General features: G+C 49.7%; 17 protein-coding genes, 8 tRNA genes and 1 rRNA gene. All 26 read left to right on the forward strand.

The window, feature by feature from the left end:
* Positions 1–225: ribosomal RNA gene (locus MUG84_RS25835) — 23S ribosomal RNA — on the forward strand; the annotation flags it as partial.
* Positions 226–382: 157 nt separating this feature from the next.
* A tRNA-Ser gene (locus tag MUG84_RS25840) sits at positions 383–474 on the forward strand.
* 30 nt (positions 475–504) lie between these two features.
* A tRNA-Met gene (locus MUG84_RS25845) sits at positions 505–581 on the forward strand.
* Between the two features lie 10 nt (positions 582–591).
* Positions 592–667 (forward strand) — tRNA-Val (locus MUG84_RS25850).
* A gap of 5 nt (positions 668–672) precedes the next feature.
* Positions 673–748: transfer RNA gene (locus tag MUG84_RS25855), tRNA-Thr, on the forward strand.
* 13 nt (positions 749–761) lie between these two features.
* Positions 762–838, forward strand: a tRNA-Asp gene (locus MUG84_RS25860).
* A 73-nt stretch (positions 839–911) separates the two neighbouring features.
* Positions 912–984: transfer RNA gene (locus MUG84_RS25865), tRNA-Phe, on the forward strand.
* 8 nt (positions 985–992) lie between these two features.
* Positions 993–1,077: transfer RNA gene (locus MUG84_RS25870), tRNA-Tyr, on the forward strand.
* Positions 1,078–1,084: 7 nt separating this feature from the next.
* Positions 1,085–1,157 (forward strand) — tRNA-Lys (locus MUG84_RS25875).
* A gap of 251 nt (positions 1,158–1,408) precedes the next feature.
* Positions 1,409–2,569, forward strand: a complete 1,161-nt coding sequence (locus MUG84_RS25880; protein ID WP_244730973.1) for a PucR family transcriptional regulator — start codon at positions 1,409–1,411, stop codon at positions 2,567–2,569.
* 104 nt (positions 2,570–2,673) lie between these two features.
* On the forward strand, positions 2,674–3,798 hold the full coding sequence (locus tag MUG84_RS25885) for an ABC transporter ATP-binding protein (RefSeq protein ID WP_244730974.1): 1,125 nt from the start codon (positions 2,674–2,676) through the stop codon (positions 3,796–3,798).
* A gap of 272 nt (positions 3,799–4,070) precedes the next feature.
* Positions 4,071–5,009 (forward strand): HPr(Ser) kinase/phosphatase, encoded by a 939-nt coding sequence (gene hprK / locus MUG84_RS25890; RefSeq protein ID WP_244730975.1) that lies wholly within the window; start codon positions 4,071–4,073, stop codon positions 5,007–5,009.
* Positions 5,010–5,021: 12 nt separating this feature from the next.
* Positions 5,022–6,062, forward strand: a complete 1,041-nt coding sequence (gene lgt, locus MUG84_RS25895) for a prolipoprotein diacylglyceryl transferase (protein ID WP_244730976.1) — start codon at positions 5,022–5,024, stop codon at positions 6,060–6,062.
* Positions 6,063–6,069: 7 nt separating this feature from the next.
* A complete protein-coding gene (gene ppaX / locus MUG84_RS25900; protein WP_244730977.1) occupies positions 6,070–6,705 on the forward strand; it encodes a pyrophosphatase PpaX in 636 nt (211 codons plus the stop codon).
* Positions 6,706–6,717: 12 nt separating this feature from the next.
* Entirely contained in the window at positions 6,718–7,218 is a 501-nt protein-coding gene (locus tag MUG84_RS25905; RefSeq protein ID WP_244730978.1) for an acyltransferase, read from the forward strand.
* A 219-nt stretch (positions 7,219–7,437) separates the two neighbouring features.
* On the forward strand, positions 7,438–8,640 hold the full coding sequence (locus MUG84_RS25910) for an acyltransferase (RefSeq protein WP_244730979.1): 1,203 nt from the start codon (positions 7,438–7,440) through the stop codon (positions 8,638–8,640).
* 246 nt (positions 8,641–8,886) lie between these two features.
* Entirely contained in the window at positions 8,887–10,053 is a 1,167-nt protein-coding gene (locus MUG84_RS25915; RefSeq protein WP_244730980.1) for an ATP phosphoribosyltransferase regulatory subunit, read from the forward strand.
* Positions 10,054–10,144: 91 nt separating this feature from the next.
* Positions 10,145–10,777 carry an ATP phosphoribosyltransferase gene (gene hisG, locus MUG84_RS25920; RefSeq protein ID WP_244730981.1) on the forward strand — a complete coding sequence of 211 codons (633 nt, stop codon included), beginning with the start codon at positions 10,145–10,147 and terminating at the stop codon, positions 10,775–10,777.
* 53 nt (positions 10,778–10,830) lie between these two features.
* A complete protein-coding gene (gene hisD, locus MUG84_RS25925; RefSeq protein ID WP_244730982.1) occupies positions 10,831–12,138 on the forward strand; it encodes a histidinol dehydrogenase in 1,308 nt (435 codons plus the stop codon).
* Complete coding sequence (gene hisB, locus MUG84_RS25930; protein WP_244730983.1) at positions 12,128–12,736, forward strand: imidazoleglycerol-phosphate dehydratase HisB; 609 nt, start codon at positions 12,128–12,130, stop codon at positions 12,734–12,736. The genes hisD and hisB overlap by 11 nt, the downstream gene beginning before the upstream one ends.
* Positions 12,737–13,366, forward strand: a complete 630-nt coding sequence (gene hisH, locus MUG84_RS25935; RefSeq protein WP_244730984.1) for an imidazole glycerol phosphate synthase subunit HisH — start codon at positions 12,737–12,739, stop codon at positions 13,364–13,366.
* A 57-nt stretch (positions 13,367–13,423) separates the two neighbouring features.
* Positions 13,424–14,155, forward strand: coding sequence for a 1-(5-phosphoribosyl)-5-[(5-phosphoribosylamino)methylideneamino]imidazole-4-carboxamide isomerase (gene hisA, locus MUG84_RS25940; RefSeq protein WP_244730985.1), 732 nt, complete (start codon positions 13,424–13,426; stop codon positions 14,153–14,155).
* A gap of 26 nt (positions 14,156–14,181) precedes the next feature.
* Entirely contained in the window at positions 14,182–14,940 is a 759-nt protein-coding gene (gene hisF, locus MUG84_RS25945) for an imidazole glycerol phosphate synthase subunit HisF (RefSeq protein ID WP_244730986.1), read from the forward strand.
* Positions 14,937–15,635, forward strand: coding sequence for a bifunctional phosphoribosyl-AMP cyclohydrolase/phosphoribosyl-ATP diphosphatase HisIE (gene hisIE, locus MUG84_RS25950; protein WP_244730987.1), 699 nt, complete (start codon positions 14,937–14,939; stop codon positions 15,633–15,635). Before hisF ends, hisIE begins: the two co-directional genes overlap by 4 nt.
* 14 nt (positions 15,636–15,649) lie before the next feature.
* Complete coding sequence (gene hisJ, locus MUG84_RS25955; RefSeq protein ID WP_244730988.1) at positions 15,650–16,474, forward strand: histidinol-phosphatase HisJ; 825 nt, start codon at positions 15,650–15,652, stop codon at positions 16,472–16,474.
* A gap of 23 nt (positions 16,475–16,497) precedes the next feature.
* The gene (locus MUG84_RS25960; RefSeq protein ID WP_244730989.1) at positions 16,498–17,445 is read left to right on the forward strand and encodes a ribose-phosphate diphosphokinase; all 948 of its coding nucleotides are present in this window, start codon (positions 16,498–16,500) and stop codon (positions 17,443–17,445) included.
* The last annotated feature ends 186 nt before the right edge of the window (positions 17,446–17,631 follow it).

Below are 17,631 nucleotides of genomic sequence, written 5' to 3' on the forward strand. Positions count from 1 at the left end.
CGGGATGGACGTACCGCTGGTGCACCAGTTGTTCCGCCAGGAGCATGGCTGGGTAGCTACGTACGGAAGGGATAAGCGCTGAAAGCATCTAAGCGTGAAGCCCCCCTCAAGATGAGATTTCCCAATTAGTAAGACCCCTTGAAGACGACGAGGTAGATAGGTTGGAGGTGGAAGTGCAGCAATGCATGGAGCTGACCAATACTAATCGGTCGAGGGCTTATCCTAATAGTTTTTCGAAGAAGAACTGGCTTCGGAAGCGTTACGCTTTGCATCGAAGCAGCTTCGAAAACAAATTCTAAAACAAGCAAATCGTTTCGTATCTAGTTTTCAGGTGATCAATTCACTTGAATATGTTATCTTTATAATATACAGCGATATGCTTGGAGAGATACCCAAGTGGCTATAAGGGGACCCTCTGCTAAGGGGTTAGACTGCGTAAGCGGTGCGAGGGTTCGAATCCCTCTCTCTCCGCCATCTGTATACTATATAAGATATGAATAATATGGCGGTGTAGCTCAGCTGGCTAGAGCGTACGGTTCATACCCGTGAGGTCGGGGGTTCGATCCCCTCCGCCGCTACCATACATATTCTGGAGGCTTAGCTCAGCTGGGAGAGCATCTGCCTTACAAGCAGAGGGTCGGGGGTTCGATCCCCTCAGCCTCCACCATATATGCCGGTGTAGCTCAATTGGTAGAGCAACTGACTTGTAATCAGTAGGTTGGGGGTTCAAGTCCTCTCGCCGGCACCATTTAAAATAATGAGGGACCGTGGTGTAGAGGCCTAACATGCCTGCCTGTCACGCAGGAGACCGCGGGTTCGAATCCCGTCGGTCCCGCCATTTATTTTAATTCAATGCATTTCCACAAGAGAAAGTGGGAAGAGTAACATCAACCACTTTATTTTTCTGTTAAGGCTCGGTAGCTCAGTCGGTAGAGCAGAGGACTGAAAATCCTCGTGTCGGCGGTTCGATTCCGTCCCGAGCCACCTTATATGGAGGCTTAGTGAAGTGGCTAAACACGGCAGACTGTAAATCTGCTCTCTACGAGTTCGGTGGTTCGAATCCATCAGCCTCCACCAGTTTTAAGAGCCATTAGCTCAGTTGGTAGAGCACCTGACTTTTAATCAGGGTGTCGAAGGTTCGAGTCCTTCATGGCTCATCCCAAAGACCATTAACCTTACAGTTAATGGTCTTTTTGCTGTGTATTCGATATGCTAATGTATACGATTTTGGTTGTTGAATTTGTGAAAAGGATTGCTAAAAGCGATATGCCTTGTATGAAAGTATGTCGATAGACGTTTTTCGTATGAATTTTTGGCTTTCTACAGAAGACATTTTACCGACTTTCGGAATTTCCTTCACAATATGATAGAATAAGAAACAAAAACGGTAAAGTGGTGGATGACATCGATGGTGGAGATGGAGACATTACGTAACAAGTTAGAGCAGATTATCGGGACGCCCTTGCGCATCAAACAGCTGACTAAACAGCAGTCTGAAAGCGTATATAATCGGGCCGAACTTCAGGATTCGCCTAAATTCTCAGTCAACAGCGATGGTCATGCTGGACATGATCACACCCTTAGTGACTCGGTCGTTGTTGATGATATGATCTGGTATCCCCTTTACTCGAAAAACGGGCAAATTTACGTCCTGGAAGCTCCTGTGCGGGAGATGAGTACCGAGGTATCGCGGCTGATTGGGCTTCTGGTTTCTCAAGTCAGACCGAAAGCAGATAAGTCTGTACCCGTCCAAGGTGATGAGGAACGAGAGATCCAACGGTTTAGTGCATGGATTATGGAGCAGCTGGATCAAGAACGTGGAGACAGTGAGATACCAGATGATCTCGAGCTAAAGCGGCGCTTAACGGGTGAAATGATACCTTTTCTGCTAACCTGTGAGAGTGTTCATACGGTGGACGTCAATCGGAGCCAGCTTAAGAAGCTGCTTAAGAGCTATTTTGATGGAGAGGTTGTACTTGTACCTCTGCGAAGCCATGAATGGCTGATACTGGCGAAGAAAGAACTGGTCATCGGTGCTGGGGAAGATAAAGAAGAGGAAAACTCGGAATCAGAAACGGACATGTCATCCGCTTTTTGCCAAGGACTGTATGAATTGACTGCGAATGAATGGGGTGGTACCTTCCATTTATCTGTAGGTCCTTCCTTTTCACCAGTGAAATGGCTGCCTTCCATGGTGTCGCTCCTTAGGGAGACCATTTTTCTGGGACGAACCTTTCATGTTACCGAGCATGTCCATTTTCCGTGGGAGCTACTGCTTGAGAGATTGATCTACAGCATCCCCGTGGATCAGCGCAGGCTGTTCCTGGAGCAGGCCGGTGACCATGGCGTGTTGTTTTCCGACAATGAGACACTATCTACACTCGAAACCTTTTTCCAGCTCGATTGCAATGTAAGTGAAACGGCCAAGCGCTTATATATTCATCGTAACACTCTTTTATACCGCTTGGATAAGATCAAACAGGAGACCGGACTGGATGTTAGAAGCTTTGGTGACGCGGTTTTAGTGAAGTTGACGATGCTATTGTATAAAGTAACGAAAAGAAAATAGGTTTTTTGTGCAGTTTGTGTATAGCCAGTCTCCGAGATGTTAGGTAATATAATAATATAAAAATGTATTCGATTTCATAATATACACTTAAGGGGGAAAATCTCATGGCAGGTGTACGTTTAGAGCATATTTTCAAAAAATATCCGGGTTCGGATAAAGCAACGGTTAAGGATATCAGCCTTGACATTCAAGACAAAGAATTTTTGGTGCTGGTAGGACCTTCCGGTTGTGGTAAATCTACAACTCTTCGTATGATCGCTGGTTTGGAAGAGATCTCCGAAGGTAAACTTTACATCGGTGACCGCGTCGTGAACGACGTTGCTCCTAAAGACCGCGATATCGCGATGGTATTCCAATCTTACGCTTTGTATCCTCACATGAACGTATATCAAAACATGGCATTTGGTCTGAAACTTCGTAAAGTGAAGAAAGACGAGATTGACAAGCGTGTTCGTGAAGCAGCAAGAATCCTCGACATCGAGCATTTGCTTGACCGTAAACCAAAAGCACTTTCTGGTGGTCAGCGTCAACGTGTTGCCTTGGGCCGTGCAATCGTGCGTGATCCTCAAGTCTTCCTGATGGACGAACCGCTTTCTAACTTGGATGCTAAGCTTCGCGGTCAAATGCGTGCTGAAATCACAAAGCTGGTTAAGCGTCTTGAGACGACTTGTATCTACGTAACACACGACCAAACAGAAGCCATGACCATGGGTGATCGGATCGTTGTTATGCATGACGGCATCATTCAACAAGCTGCTTCTCCAGAAGAGCTCTATAACAGCCCTACGAACCTGTTCGTTGCTGGCTTTATCGGTTCCCCTACGATGAACTTCATCGCAGGAACCCTGAGCGAATCTAACGGTTCTGTACGTTTCCGTTGTCAAGGACTGGATGTTGAAGTTCCAGGCGGAAAAGCACAGCTTCTGAAAAGCAAAGGTTACATCGGTAAAGAAGTGATCATGGGCGTGCGTCCAGAAGATATCCATGAAGAGCCAGTATTCTTGGAAGCTTCTCCAAACACAATCTTCACTTCCCATGTAGACGTTACCGAAAACCTGGGTCATGAAATGCTCCTCTACCTGAGCGGAGTTGGCAGTGACACTGTAATCGCCCGTGTAGACGGACGTTCCAACACTCGTGAAGGCGCAAGCGTTCGTCTTGCAGTGGATATGAACAAGATTCATATCTTCGACAAAGAATCCGAGCTGAATGTATTGTTGACGGACTAATCCAGGCGGTATGCCTGAAATCCAAAGCCGCCCTTCGGGGCGGCTTTTATAATTTCCGGGACCCCCCACAAAGTACCTGAATCATCTTCGAAGCAAAGTCCCCACTTTGTGGGGTTATTTTGTTGGCATGAAAGAATGTATGCCTTCGCTCTGCCAAGATTGCATTCATTGGAAATTTCATTTACGATGGGTACAATGGAATCTTTATCGAATCGTCTCGGACAGCAATCGGGCTGGATTCTGAGCCAATCGGACAGAAAGGGAGACATGGAATGGCTAAAAAGGTTAAAGTAGCAGAATTGGTACAGCAATTGCAGCTGGAAGTCATATCCGGAGAACAAGGCTTGAAGCGCATTATTACGACGGATGATTTGAATCGACCAGGTCTTGAGATGGCTGGTTATTTTGATTATCATCCCCAAGAAAGGGTACAGCTGCTCGGAAGAACGGAGCTGGCCTTTTTTAGCATGCTTACATCAGAGGAACGCAAGGAGCGGATGGAACGTCTCTGCACCGATGTCACTCCATGCATCGTCGTTACACGCGGTTTGGATGTGCCTGAGGAGCTCGTGACAATCAGCCAGGAGAAGCAGCTCCCTGTGCTGCGCAGCAGTGTGGCAACCACGATTTTGCTCAGCCGGATTACAAGCTTTCTGGAAAGGAGACTGGCACCGACTACGACAATTCATGGCGTACTATGTGATGTATACGGTGTCGGAATGCTGATTACGGGCAGCAGCGGTATTGGTAAGAGTGAAACCGCTCTGGAGCTCGTTAAAAGGGGACACCGACTGATTGCCGATGATGCGGTCGAAATCCGTCAAACATCAGACGCTCAGCTGCATGGTACAGCACCGGAGCTGATTCGTCACCTGCTGGAAATCCGTGGTGTCGGCATTATTAATGTGATGACCCTGTTTGGCGCCGGAGCGATCCGGAACAACAAGAGAATTACGCTTGTCGTCAGACTGGAGGCCTGGCAGCAGGACAAACAGTATGACAGGCTTGGGCTGGATGAAGAAACGACTAGAATTATTGACACCGATATTCCGCTGGTTACGATTCCGGTTCGTCCTGGACGAAACCTTGCAGTCATTATTGAAGTGGCTGCCATGAACTATCGTTTGAAGCAAATGGGCCTCAACGCAGCTCTGCAGTTTACCAACAAGCTGACCGCTACGATCGCGGAAGACATGGAAGATATGGATTAGGAGAGTGAAAAAATGGCCACATTGCTTCTCAATCCGATCGCTTTTTCGATTGGACCCCTGTCTGTACACTGGTACGGTCTTATTCTAGGATTCGGTGCACTGGCGGGTCTTATGGTAGCAATCCGTGAAGGCAAGCGATTCGGCATACCGCCCGAATTCTTTATGGATATGATGCTGCTTGGCGTACCTTCAGCCATTATTGGTGCGCGCATCTATTTTGTAGCCTTCAAATGGGACGACTATAAAGATCATCTAATTGATATATTCAAAATTTGGAACGGCGGCATCGCTATTTACGGAGCCTTAATTGGCGCCATTATCTGTGCCTTCTTCTATTTCCGTTATAAAGGCTATAATTTCTGGCGGATTGCTGATATTTGTGCTCCGGGCCTTTTGCTCGGACAAATGATCGGACGGTGGGGCAACTTTGTTAACCAGGAAGCTTATGGCGGACCTGTGCCTGAGTCGTTCCTGCGGGAAACGCTTCATCTTCCGAATTTTATTGTAGATCAAATGAATGTGCAGGGTGTGTACCATCATCCGACATTCCTGTATGAATCATTATGGAGCCTCGTGGGTATCATTATTTTACTCATTCTCCGCCGCCAGAAATTTCTGCGGTCAGCAGAGCTGTTTCTATCTTACTTCATCTGGTATTCCATTGGACGTTTCTTTATCGAAGGACTGCGTACGGACTCGCTGGCCTATATGGGACAGGACTGGATGGCTTCGCTTATGAATGCACTGTGGAAGCCTATGGAATGGCTAGGATTTGAGCATGGGGCGCTCGATCCGACATACGGCAACGTCCGTATTTCCCAGCTGGTATCGATCGCTATTATTATCGCAGCGATCGTGATCATTATCGTACGCCGTGCAACGGGGAGAGCTGAAGTTCGTTACCTGGATCCGATATACTCTACCAAAGCAAGCCCGGACAATGTACCAGAATCTGAAGTTGTTCCGGAGGAAGCATCTGCAGAACGTGAAGTAACCCGCACAGAACCTATTTCCGAACAGGAGACAGAGGAAGCGGAGGACAAAAAGGAGTAATTTCAGCATGATTGATACCATATTGTTTGATCTCGACGGAACGATTATTGACACCAATGAACTGATTATCACCTCATTTATGCATGTGCTGGAGAAGCATCAGCTAGCACCGCTGACGCGGGAGCAGATTATTCCGAAGATGGGAGCGACGCTGGAGCAGCAGCTTCAGCATTTTTCCGGCATGGGGGATACCACTACACTGATTACGTCATATCGAAGCTATAATGATGAACATCACGACGCCATGGTGCGGCTGTTTCCACAGGTGGAGGAGGTTGTAAGTCAGCTTCATGCCAAGGGACTGCGTCTCGGTGTAGTAACAACAAAGAACAAACCGGGTACGATCCGGGTTCTGGAATTGTTCGGTCTTCAAAAATATATGGAAGCCGTCATCACGCTAAATGATGTTGAACATCCCAAGCCGCATCCTGAACCGATCTTAAAGGCTCTTGAACTGCTGGGTTCTGATCCTTCACGGACATTAATGGTGGGAGACAGCCCGATGGATATTGAGTCGGCAAAAGCATCAGGCGTTCAGTCTGCAGGGGTGGCTTGGTCATTAAAAGGTGAGAAGGCACTGCTGGAACATCATCCGGACTATATGCTGCAGGATATGAATGATCTATTTTCGCTCTTAGAATAGGAGTAAGGCATTGTGAGAAAAGTGACACGGTATCCGGTGGAGGGACCCAACGCGCTCTGGCAGATTTACAAGACCGTCAGCCCTTGGAAAGGGGTCAAAAACTTTATCTGTATTCAGGCGGCAAGGTACTGTCCGATTCTTTCGCTCAAAAACTGGATTTATCGTCATTTGCTTGGCATGAAGGTCGGCGAGCATACCGCGTTCGGGCTGATGGTGATGGTCGATGTTTTTTTTCCGGAGAAGATTACCATTGGGGAAAATTCGATTATTGGATATAACTCCACCATCCTGGCGCATGAGTATTTAATCCATGAATACCGCCTGGGCGAGGTCATCATCGGGGATCATGTCATGATCGGTGCGAACACAACCATACTGCCCGGCGTAACAATCGGCGATGGGGCGGTTGTTGCGGCGGGATCAGTCGTACATAAAGATGTGGCTGCAGGAGCTTTTGTGGGAGGTAATCCGCTTCGGGAAATCAATCGGAGTAAGGATGCTGACGTTTCGTAAAGAGCTACTAGCCCAAACATCATAATCAGCCAGATAGATACTCGGCAGACAATATAGTATAAAGCCTAAACATTCAAAGCCTGCTTTGGATGTTTTTTTTGAAGTTTATGTGGCGTACTAGGCAGTAAATATAGTATTTTTAAATAGGAGATTATTTGGAATGTTTCAACAACTGGACCGTAACATGGAAAGAAATAATATTAATACGGGAGAGTTCACATGCTTGAGAAAAAAGAACGTATCATGGAGCTGGATATTTTCCGTTCGCTTGCGATTATGGCGGTCATTTTTATCCATGCGACATCGACTACTCTAGCTAAAACGCTGGGTACGTCTTCCTACTATCCGTTTTTGTTTATTAACATATTCAGTAAGTTTGCCGTGCCGGTATTTATCTTTTTGAGCGGGTTTGTGCTTTTCTACAATTATTTGGACAAGCCGCTGAATAAATCGATGCTGAAATCCTTCTATACCAAACGTTTGTTATATATCCTTGTACCTTACATATTTTTTTCATTGTTCTATTTTCTACTTAACTGCTACGTCAAAGGGAAGCTGGGCCTTCCGTTTACGCAGCTGGCGCATGATTTTGGCCTGCAGCTGTTAAAAGGGACTGCGCATACCCATCTATATTATGTGATTATTATGCTGCAGCTGTATATCGTGTTCCCACTGTTTCTGTGGTGGTTCCAGAAGCAGCGCTCCATTTTGCCGTGGGTGGCGATCATTGGCCTTGCGATTCAGTGGTTGTTTGTGTACCTGTACAAATATGGATTTCATTTGCCTGAAGCAGGTGTGTATCGAACGGGAATCCGCCTTCCCCTCCCGAAGGGAAGCGTCGCGTTCTCATATATGTCCTTTTATCTCTTCGGTGCATTCATCGCTGCGTATTATTCCCGGTTGAAAGAATGGCTGATTGTTACGCGCGAAGGCTTTAAAAGCGGCAAGGGCATCGTCTGGCTTTTTGTATGGGCGGCCTGGCTTGCAGCAGGCATTATTCACGTGAATTTGTATTACGGATTAAATACACGGGGCAGCAAGATCAACAGCTTATGGTATGAATTGATGTGGGATGTGCATTCCCTTCTGTCTTGTATCGTGCTGATGCAGGTATCTTATATGATCTACCGGTACGGCTGGAAGTGGCTCAGTACGGCTTTGACGTCCATGGGGGCCTGCTCTTTCGGAATTTTCCTGCTGCATCCGGCGGTGCTGTTCTTGTACCGTAAAATACCGGTCCATGGAGGTTCGGTGGAATATGCTCTGCGTATCGGGGGAGGATGGATCGTTTCTCTCGGAGTTTCATGGATCGTTGTTTATATTGCCTTCCGGTACATACCTTGGTCCTGGGTATTCTTCGGTACAGCGCCGAAACGTCCGCAGACAAATATGAAAGACAAGACTGTTAAGCTTAATATGTAAATGAAAACCGTCTGGCCATTGCCGGACGGTTTTTTGTATATCACAAAATATTCCAATTATTGTTACAAAAAAAGCAGCTTGGACAAGGGTAATTCAGGAGTTAACGCGAATATGTAAATGCTGAACCAGTCTTCATTGACGAAGGCAAACACTTCATGTTAATATATCCAATAATCTTTACTTTGGTAGAATGGTAGCACTTTAATGTGATGAAGATATATAATTCAAATATTGGGGTGAAAGCAAGTGTCGAAGCCAAAGGGTTTTGAAAAACCGGTCGGCGTCCGGGATTATGTGCCGTATGCCGTCGACAAACTCCGCGCGATCGAGCGCAATGTTTTGGATTGTATGAGCCGCTGGGGTTACCGGCAGATCATGACGCCAACGATGGAGTTTTACGAAACGGTGGGCGTAGCCAGCTCCACGTCCGATCAGAAGCTGTTCAAGCTGCTGAATAATCGGGGCACCACCTTGGTACTCCGTTCGGATATGACGGCACCGATTGCCCGTGTCGTGTCTTCACTGCTCAAGGAGGAGCCGCTGCCTATACGACTTTCCTATCATGCGAATGTATTTCGTGCTTTTGAAGAAGAAGCAGGGCGCGAAGCCGAGTTCTTCCAGACTGGTGTTGAGCTGGTTGGCGACGACTCGCCGGAAGCGGACGCCGAGGTGGTGGCACTTGCTATTGAATCGCTGAAGGCGGCAGGGGTAAAATCATTCAAAATTGCAATGGGCCATGTTGGCTTTTTGAACGGACTATTTGAGGAAGTGCTAGCCGGTCGAACCCATGATCAGCAGTCTCTGAAAAAGCATCTGCTTGACCGCGACTACGTCGGTTTCCGGAAAGCGATCCGGGAGCTTGCGATCAACGACGAGCAGCAAATAGAGCTTGAAGGTATTTTGAGGCTGCGAGGGAACAAGGAAATTTGCGATCAGGCATTTGATCTGAGCAGGCATCCACTCGCGCAGGCATCCATCGATCATCTGTGCAAGGTGTGGGAGGTGCTCGAGGCGTATGGTGTTTCGGAGCATGTCCTGATTGATCTGACCATGATCGGTGATTTTTCCTATTATACCGGGATGACATTTGAGGGCTATGCGGCTGAGCTTGGTTTTCCAGTATGCAGCGGGGGCAGGTATGATAACCTGCTGCGCCAGTTCGGACGGGATGTGCCGGCTACGGGCTTTGCGCTGAAGACAAACCGCATTCTCGATGGCGTTAAAGGTGCAGTCGAAGAAGAAAGGCGGCCTGTTTTGATTAGGTATACCGCTTCACGCCGAAGAGAGGGGCTTGCAAAGGCAGCTGAGCTGAGAGAACAGGGGAGAGCGGTTGTGACGCTGCTTATCCAGGATAAGAGTAAAAGATTACAGGAGCCTGCGGGTATGTACGATAAAGTAGAAACGTTCTCTTAGGAGTTCTTTTAACATTAGATCATGACGTGGTTCCCTGGTGTATACGCACTGAACAGGGCTAAAGAATGCAGGATATTGAGGAGGGAGTACCTTGTCGGAAACATTAAAAGTAGCCATGCCGAAAGGACGGATCTATAAAAAGGCGGCGAATTTGTTCCGTGCTGCCGGACTGCCAATACCCACAGAGGTGGATGAGACCCGCAAGCTGGTCATCGCCCTGCCTGAGCTCGATATGGAGTTTATTTTGGCGAAGCCGGTAGACGTTCCGACGTATGTGGAGTATGGGGCAGCAGATATCGGAATTGTCGGCAAGGATGTGCTCATGGAGGAGAACCGCGATGTATACGAGCTGCTTGACCTCGGCATTGCCAAATGCCGGATGTCGGTCATCGGACTGCCCAACTGGCAGCCGGGGATTCAGCAGCGGGTGGCAACGAAATATCCGAATGTGGCATCCCAGTATTTCCGGGAGCAGGGACAGCAGGTAGAGGTTATTAAGCTGAACGGCTCGATTGAACTGGCGCCACTGATCGGTCTTGCAGACCGGATCGTCGATATGGTGGAAACCGGACAAACGCTGAAGGAAAACGGACTTGTTGAAATGAATCAGATTTTTGAAATCACAAGCCGCCTAATTGCCAATCGGGTAAGTTACCGGATGAAAAACGGACCGATCCAATCGCTGTGCGACCGTCTGCAGAAGGCTATTGCCGCTGAAGTATAAAGCATCGGGTACAGGAACCGGGAGAAGGCTGGAGAGAGCGAGGAGAGAAGAGGATGAAAGTTGTATCTGTACAGGATTTTGATCTGCGGAGAGAAGTCGACTACGGAACTCCGGAACAAAATGCACGGGTAAAACAGATTGTAAGTGACATCAAGGCTGAAGGCGATGAAGCGCTGCTCCGCTACACCAAAGAGCTTGACCGTACTGAGCTGTCCGCCGGGATGCTGCGGGTGACGAAGGCCGAGCTGGATGCAGCCTATGCACAGGTTGATGATTCTTTTATCGAAGCGATCTCAGCCGCTGCCGAGAATATCCGTGCATTCCATATGCGGGAGAAACGGAATTCGTGGATGGATCTGCAACCGGATGGCAGCATTCTGGGCCAAATTATCCGGCCGCTAAAGCGCGTGGGTGTCTACGTCCCCGGTGGTAAGGCGGCTTATCCTTCCTCCGTCCTGATGAATGTCATTCCGGCCCAGGTAGCAGGCGTCCCTGAGATTGTGATGGTTACACCGCCTTCAACCGGCGGCGCAGAGGGAATCAATCCCTATATTCTGGTGGCGGCCGCCGAAGCTGGCGTGAATGAGATATACCGCGTCGGAGGTGCGCAGGCGATCGCGGCCCTCGCATACGGTACGGAAACGATCGCTCCGGTCGATAAAATATGCGGCCCCGGCAACATCTATGTGGCACTTGCCAAACGCGAGGTATATGGCGCTGTCGATATTGACAGCATCGCCGGACCAAGCGAAATCGTCGTACTCGCTGATGAGTCGGCTGATCCGGAATATGTGGCAGCAGACCTGCTGTCGCAGGCAGAGCATGACGAGATGGCATCGGCTATTCTGGTTACCTCATCACGTGAGCTGGCGGACCGTGTATCCGTCGAAGTTCAGCGCCAGCTGGAGCTGCTGCCAAGACGTGATATCGCTTCTGCATCCATTCAGCATTATGGAGCCATCATCGTAACAGAATCGCTACGTGAAGGCATTTCCGTAGTGAACCGTCTGGCACCGGAGCATTTGGAGCTGATGGTAGCGGATCCGATGGCACATGTAGGCCTTATTGAAAATGCGGGAGCCATTTTCCTGGGTGCATACAGCTCGGAACCCGTAGGGGATTATTTTGCGGGACCGAATCACATTATTCCGACCAATGGTACAGCGAGATTCTCATCGCCAGTGGATGTGGATGATTTTATTAAGAAATCAAGCATGATTTATTACAGCAAGGAAGCCCTGATGAAGAACGGAGCAGCGATCATGGAGCTGGCACGCGGCGAAGGGCTGGAAGCACATGCACGGGCGATCGAAGTCCGGTTGAAGCGCGAAGGAAAGGCAGGAGAAGAGAATGGAATTTAATCAGAATAACAGCGCAAGAAGCGCTCAAGTAAGCCGCAAGACGAATGAAACAGATATCCAGCTGGCTTTTTCCGTCGATGGAAACGGGGTGTCGGAGCTTGCGACGGATGTGCCGTTTCTGAATCATATGCTCGATCTGTTCACCAAGCATGGACAATTCGATCTGAAAGTGCAGGCGCGGGGAGACATCGAGATCGACGACCATCACACGGTTGAGGACATCGGCATTTGTCTCGGTCAGACGCTACGGGAGGCTTTGGGTGACAAAAAAGGCATCAAACGCTACGCGAGCGTCTTTGTACCGATGGATGAGGCCCTTGCACAGGTCGTGATCGATATCAGCAACCGGCCGCATTTCGAGTACCGCGCGCAGTATCCTTCCGCGCAGGTTGGAAGCTTCACCACTGAGCTTGTTCATGAATTTTTCTGGAAGTTTGCGCTTGAGGCACGGATAACGCTGCATGTCATCGTTCATTACGGACAGAATACGCATCACATGATTGAAGCGGTATTCAAGGCACTGGGCCGCGCACTGGATGAAGCGACCAGCATTGATCCGCGGGTGACGGGGGTCCCATCCACGAAGGGAGTGCTGTAAGTGGCAATCGCGATTGTTGATTACGGCATGGGCAATCTGCACAGCGTGAGTAAGGCCGTGGAGCGTCTTGGAGCAGAGGCGCTCGTCACGGGCGACCGTACAGAGATTATGAACGCGGAGGGTATTATTTTGCCCGGTGTGGGTGCTTTTGGCGATGCTATGGAGCATCTCCGCGCAAGTGGGCTAGGTGAAGTCATGAAGGAGGCCGCCGCGGCGGGAAAACCGCTTCTCGGCATCTGCCTTGGCATGCAGCTCTTGTTTGGCAGCAGTGAGGAGTACGGCCAACATGATGGGCTTGGCATTCTGCCGGGCAGGGTCATCCGGTTTACAGACGGAGATTACAAGGTGCCGCATATGGGCTGGAATCGTTTGGGGTTTCTGCAAAAAGACAATCCGCTGCTGGCGGGACTTGCGGAAGGGCATGTTTATTTCGTGCATTCGTATCATGTTCTTCCGGAAGTGAAGTCTGATCTGATCGCCGTAACGGATTACGGACGGCCGGTGACGGCTATTGTCGGACGTGGTTCCGTGTATGGTATGCAGTTTCATCCAGAAAAAAGCGGTGAGCTTGGCATGCAGCTGCTCGGGCAGTTTCTGAAGCTGTGCGGGACCAAAAAAGATAAACAATGAATTTAGTCCATGTATGATATTAAAGATTAGAAAATGGGGAAGCGGGGGAGTCAATCGATGTCATCATTCATCATTTATCCGGCCATTGATATCCGCGGAGGCAAATGCGTCCGGCTGATTCAAGGGGATTACAATCAGGAAACAGTCTATAACGACAGTCCACTCGCGGCTGCGAAGGCATGGGAAGCTCAGGGCGGTTCTTATATCCATCTTGTCGATTTGGACGGAGCCAAAGCAGGACACCCGGTAAATGACGAGGTGATTGGAACGATTGCCTCCGGCGTTAACGTTCCGGTACAGATCGGCGGAGGGCTGCGGACTGTGGACGACGTCAAACGTTTGCTTTCCCTTGGCGTAAGCCGTGTCATTATCGGAACAGCGGCGATTGAAGACCGAGCGTTCACCGAAGAGGTGCTTGGCACATACGGCGATAAGGTTGCGATTGGCATTGATGCCAGAAACGGATACGTGGCAACGCGCGGCTGGCTGGAGACCTCTGAAGTCAAGGCTGAAGAGCTTGCGAAAGAGCTTGCTTCCAAAGGTGCGGAGACATTTATCTTTACGGATATTTCTCGCGATGGCATGATGCAGGGTCCTAACGTGGATGCCATTGTTGCTCTGGCTAAGAGCAGCGGAAAAACCGTCATCGCCTCGGGCGGCGTGAGTGTGATGGAGGACCTGGTCAAGCTGAACCAGTATCGCCAAGAAGGCGTCGGTGGGGCCATTGTTGGCAAAGCATTATATACGGGCAGCATTGATTTGGCTGAAGCGGTAAGAACGCTGAAATAAAGAGTGACGGAGAGGGAGAGAAGGCTATGCTGGCAAAACGCATCATACCGTGCCTGGACGTGAAGGACGGACGGGTGGTTAAAGGAGTCAATTTCGAGAATTTGCGCGATGCGGGCGATCCGGTTGAGCTGGCAGCGCTGTATGACCGGGAGGGCGCTGATGAGCTGGTGTTTCTGGATATCTCGGCTTCCGTTGAAGGCCGGCAGACCATGGTTGAAGTTGTGCGGAAGACGGCTGGGGAGATCGCGATCCCGTTTACGGTCGGCGGAGGGATCTCCCAGGTAGAGGACATGAAAAGAATCCTTCGCGCCGGCGCAGACAAAATTGGCATTAACACGGCGGCTGTCCTTAACCCGCAGCTGATTGCGGATGGGGCGCGCCGTTTCGGCTCGCAGTGCATCGTTGTCGCTGTGGATGCCAAATATAACGAATCGTGGGGCGAGTGGGAAGTCTATACGCATGGCGGACGTAAAGCTTCAGGAATCCGTGCGCTCGAATGGGTGCGGAAAGCTGAGGAGCTGGGAGCGGGTGAAATCTTGCTGACAAGCATGGATGCCGACGGCACGAAGGACGGCTTCGACATTGCCTTGACGGCGGCCGTGGCGGATGCAATCCGGATTCCGGTAATTGCTTCGGGCGGAGCGGGAACAAAGGATGACTTTGTCGAAGTATTTACGCAGGGAAAAGCGGATGCGGGGCTTGCAGCCACGATCTTTCACTATAAGGAAATTTCCATTCCGGAACTGAAGCAGGACTTAAAGCTAAAAGGGGTTGAAATCAGATGAGCGAACAATCAAAACAGCAATCACTTGAGCAGGTGCAGGAGCAGATCAGCTTTGATCAGGAAGGGCTTGTCCCGGCAATCGTTCAGGATGCAATCAGTAAGGAAGTCCTGATGATGGCGTATATGAACCGCGAATCGCTGAAACGTTCCATCGAAACCGGAGAAACCTGGTTTTGGAGCAGATCACGTCAAGAGCTGTGGCATAAGGGCGCAACTTCCGGCAATACGCAAAAAATCGTATCCGCACACTATGATTGCGATGGCGACACCCTACTGTTTCTGGTGAAGCCGGCAGGACCGGCTTGTCATACTGGGGAGACGACCTGCTTCTACCGCGAGATCCCATCGCCTGCAATAGCATCTGAGGAAGCTGGTATGAATGCTGTCCAAGGTAGACACCGGTTTGCGGTGCTAGAGGAGCTGGAACAGGTTATTGCACAGCGTGAAAAGGAACGCCCTGAAGGCGCTTATACCACCTATTTGTTCGATAAAGGCGTCGATAAAATTCTGAAAAAGGTCGGCGAAGAGACGGCGGAAGCCATTATCGCGGCCAAAAATAAGGATAACGCCGAGCTCCGGCTTGAGGTGAGCGACCTGATCTATCACCTACTCGTTCTGCTTCAGGAACGCAAGCTTCCGCTGGATGAGATCATGGCTGAGCTGGATCGCCGTCATGAGCGTCCTCGCCGGGATTAGGGGGCGGGTGTATCATGCTGATCGATTATCACACGCATCATGTGCGCTGCGGTCATGCGGTTGGAGAGCTTGAAGAGTACGTGCGCCGCGGCATAGAGATTGGACTGGGCCAGATCGGCTTATCTGATCATATGCCGCTGCTTCACGTTAATCCAGCCAACTATTATCCGGAAATGGCCATGCCGATGGACGAACTTCCGCGTTATGTGGAGGAATGTCTGAGGCTGAAGGAGAAGTATAAGGGACAGATTGATATACGATTAGGCCTTGAAGGAGATTATATTGAAGGATGGGAAGAAGCGATCGAGCGGATCGTAGAGGCTTATCCTTGGGATTATGTCATCGGCTCCGTCCATTTCCTTGGGGAATGGGATATTACGGATCATCGGCAGATTCAGGGCTGGGAAGGCCGTGATAAGCTAGAGGTCTATCAAACCTATTACGATGCCGTTCAAAAGGCAGCTGCGACCGGCTTCTATGACATCATGGGCCATGTGGACGTCATTAAGCGGTTTGGGTACCATCCGGGAGAGGAAGCTGCTGATGAAGTGCAGGCGCTGGAAAACGCCGCGCTTGCCGCGGTAGCGAAGAGCGGCGTGGCGATGGAGTTGAACGCCTCAGGATTATCCAAACCATGCGCGGAAATGTTTCCGTCGGAGCGGATGCTGCACGAAGCGTATCGGCTAGGTATTCCGCTTACGGTCGGATCGGATGCACATGATCCGATAAAGCTCGGGGAGAATCTGGACCGAGCCCGGGCTGTCCTGTGGGAAGCAGGTTTTCGTGAACTAGCGGTATTCAAGAAGAGACAGAGATCAATGATTCCTTTGGTGGTCTAAAAAACGGGTATCAGGAGGAGCGTATGCAGCATAAGGTGCGTATTTTTTCCGGGTCATCCAATCCCCTGCTTGCCGAGAGCATGTGCGAGAAGCTGGGCGCGGAGCTAGGGAGTGTTACGTTATCCCGCTTTAAAAGCGGTGAGATTTACGTGAATTATGAAGAAAGCATCCGCAACTGCGATGTGTTTATCGTACAGTCTCTTTCGCATCCGATCAACGAGATGTTTGTTGAGCTGCTGGTTATGATCGATGCGGCCAAGCGCGCTTCTGCGCGTACGATTAACATCGTCGTTCCATACTACGGATATGCCCGGCAGGAACGGAAATCAGCACCGCGTGAGCCGATCTCCGCCAAAATGGTCGCCGACGTCTTGACGACGGCAGGAGCGAACCGGGTGATTACGATGGATCTGCACTCGCCGGCAATTCAAGGGTTTTTCAATATCCCTGTGGATCATCTTACGGCACTGGACTTGATAGGCGGCTACTTAAATTCCTTGAACCTGATCAAGCCCGTTATCGTGTCGCCTGATGCGGGACGGGCCAAGACGGCTGAGAAACTGGCCAATCATCTGGATTCACCGTTCGCGATCATGTTCAAAAAGCGCCCCGCTCACAATGAGTCGGTCATTACTCATGTCATCGGAGACGTGGAGGGACGGACACCGATCATTATCGAGGATATCATCGATACCGGATCGACGATTGTGAATGTCGTGGAGAGCCTGAAGGAGCGGGGGGCCGCTGAGGCGATTGTCTGCGCAACGCATGGGCTCTTTTCAGGAGATGCGCTGAAACGATTGAATCACCCCCATATTAAAGAGATCGTGGTCACAGATTCGATTGCGATTCCGAAGGAACGGCATGAACGGCTTATGGTGCTGACAGTTGCCCCGCTGCTGTCCGCAGTCGTAAGGATTATTCTGGAAGGCGGATCGCTTGCAACCATGTTCAAAGACGCTGGAGTTTAATAACTCCGGCGTCTTTTTTAGATACCAGAAAGTATAAACGGGATGGTTCTCATGATAATATTTTCGCTAGAAAGGTGGTTTGATTTCCAGACAAGACAGGCACTCGGAGAGTATTTATATAATAGATATTGCCTTAGATGCACCTTTAAAGATATGGTATACTGTTCTGGATAGATAAACGAACTA

This window comes from Paenibacillus mangrovi, from assembly GCF_022898935.1.
Taxonomy (GTDB): Bacteria; Bacillota; Bacilli; order Paenibacillales; family Paenibacillaceae; genus Paenibacillus_AQ; species Paenibacillus_AQ mangrovi.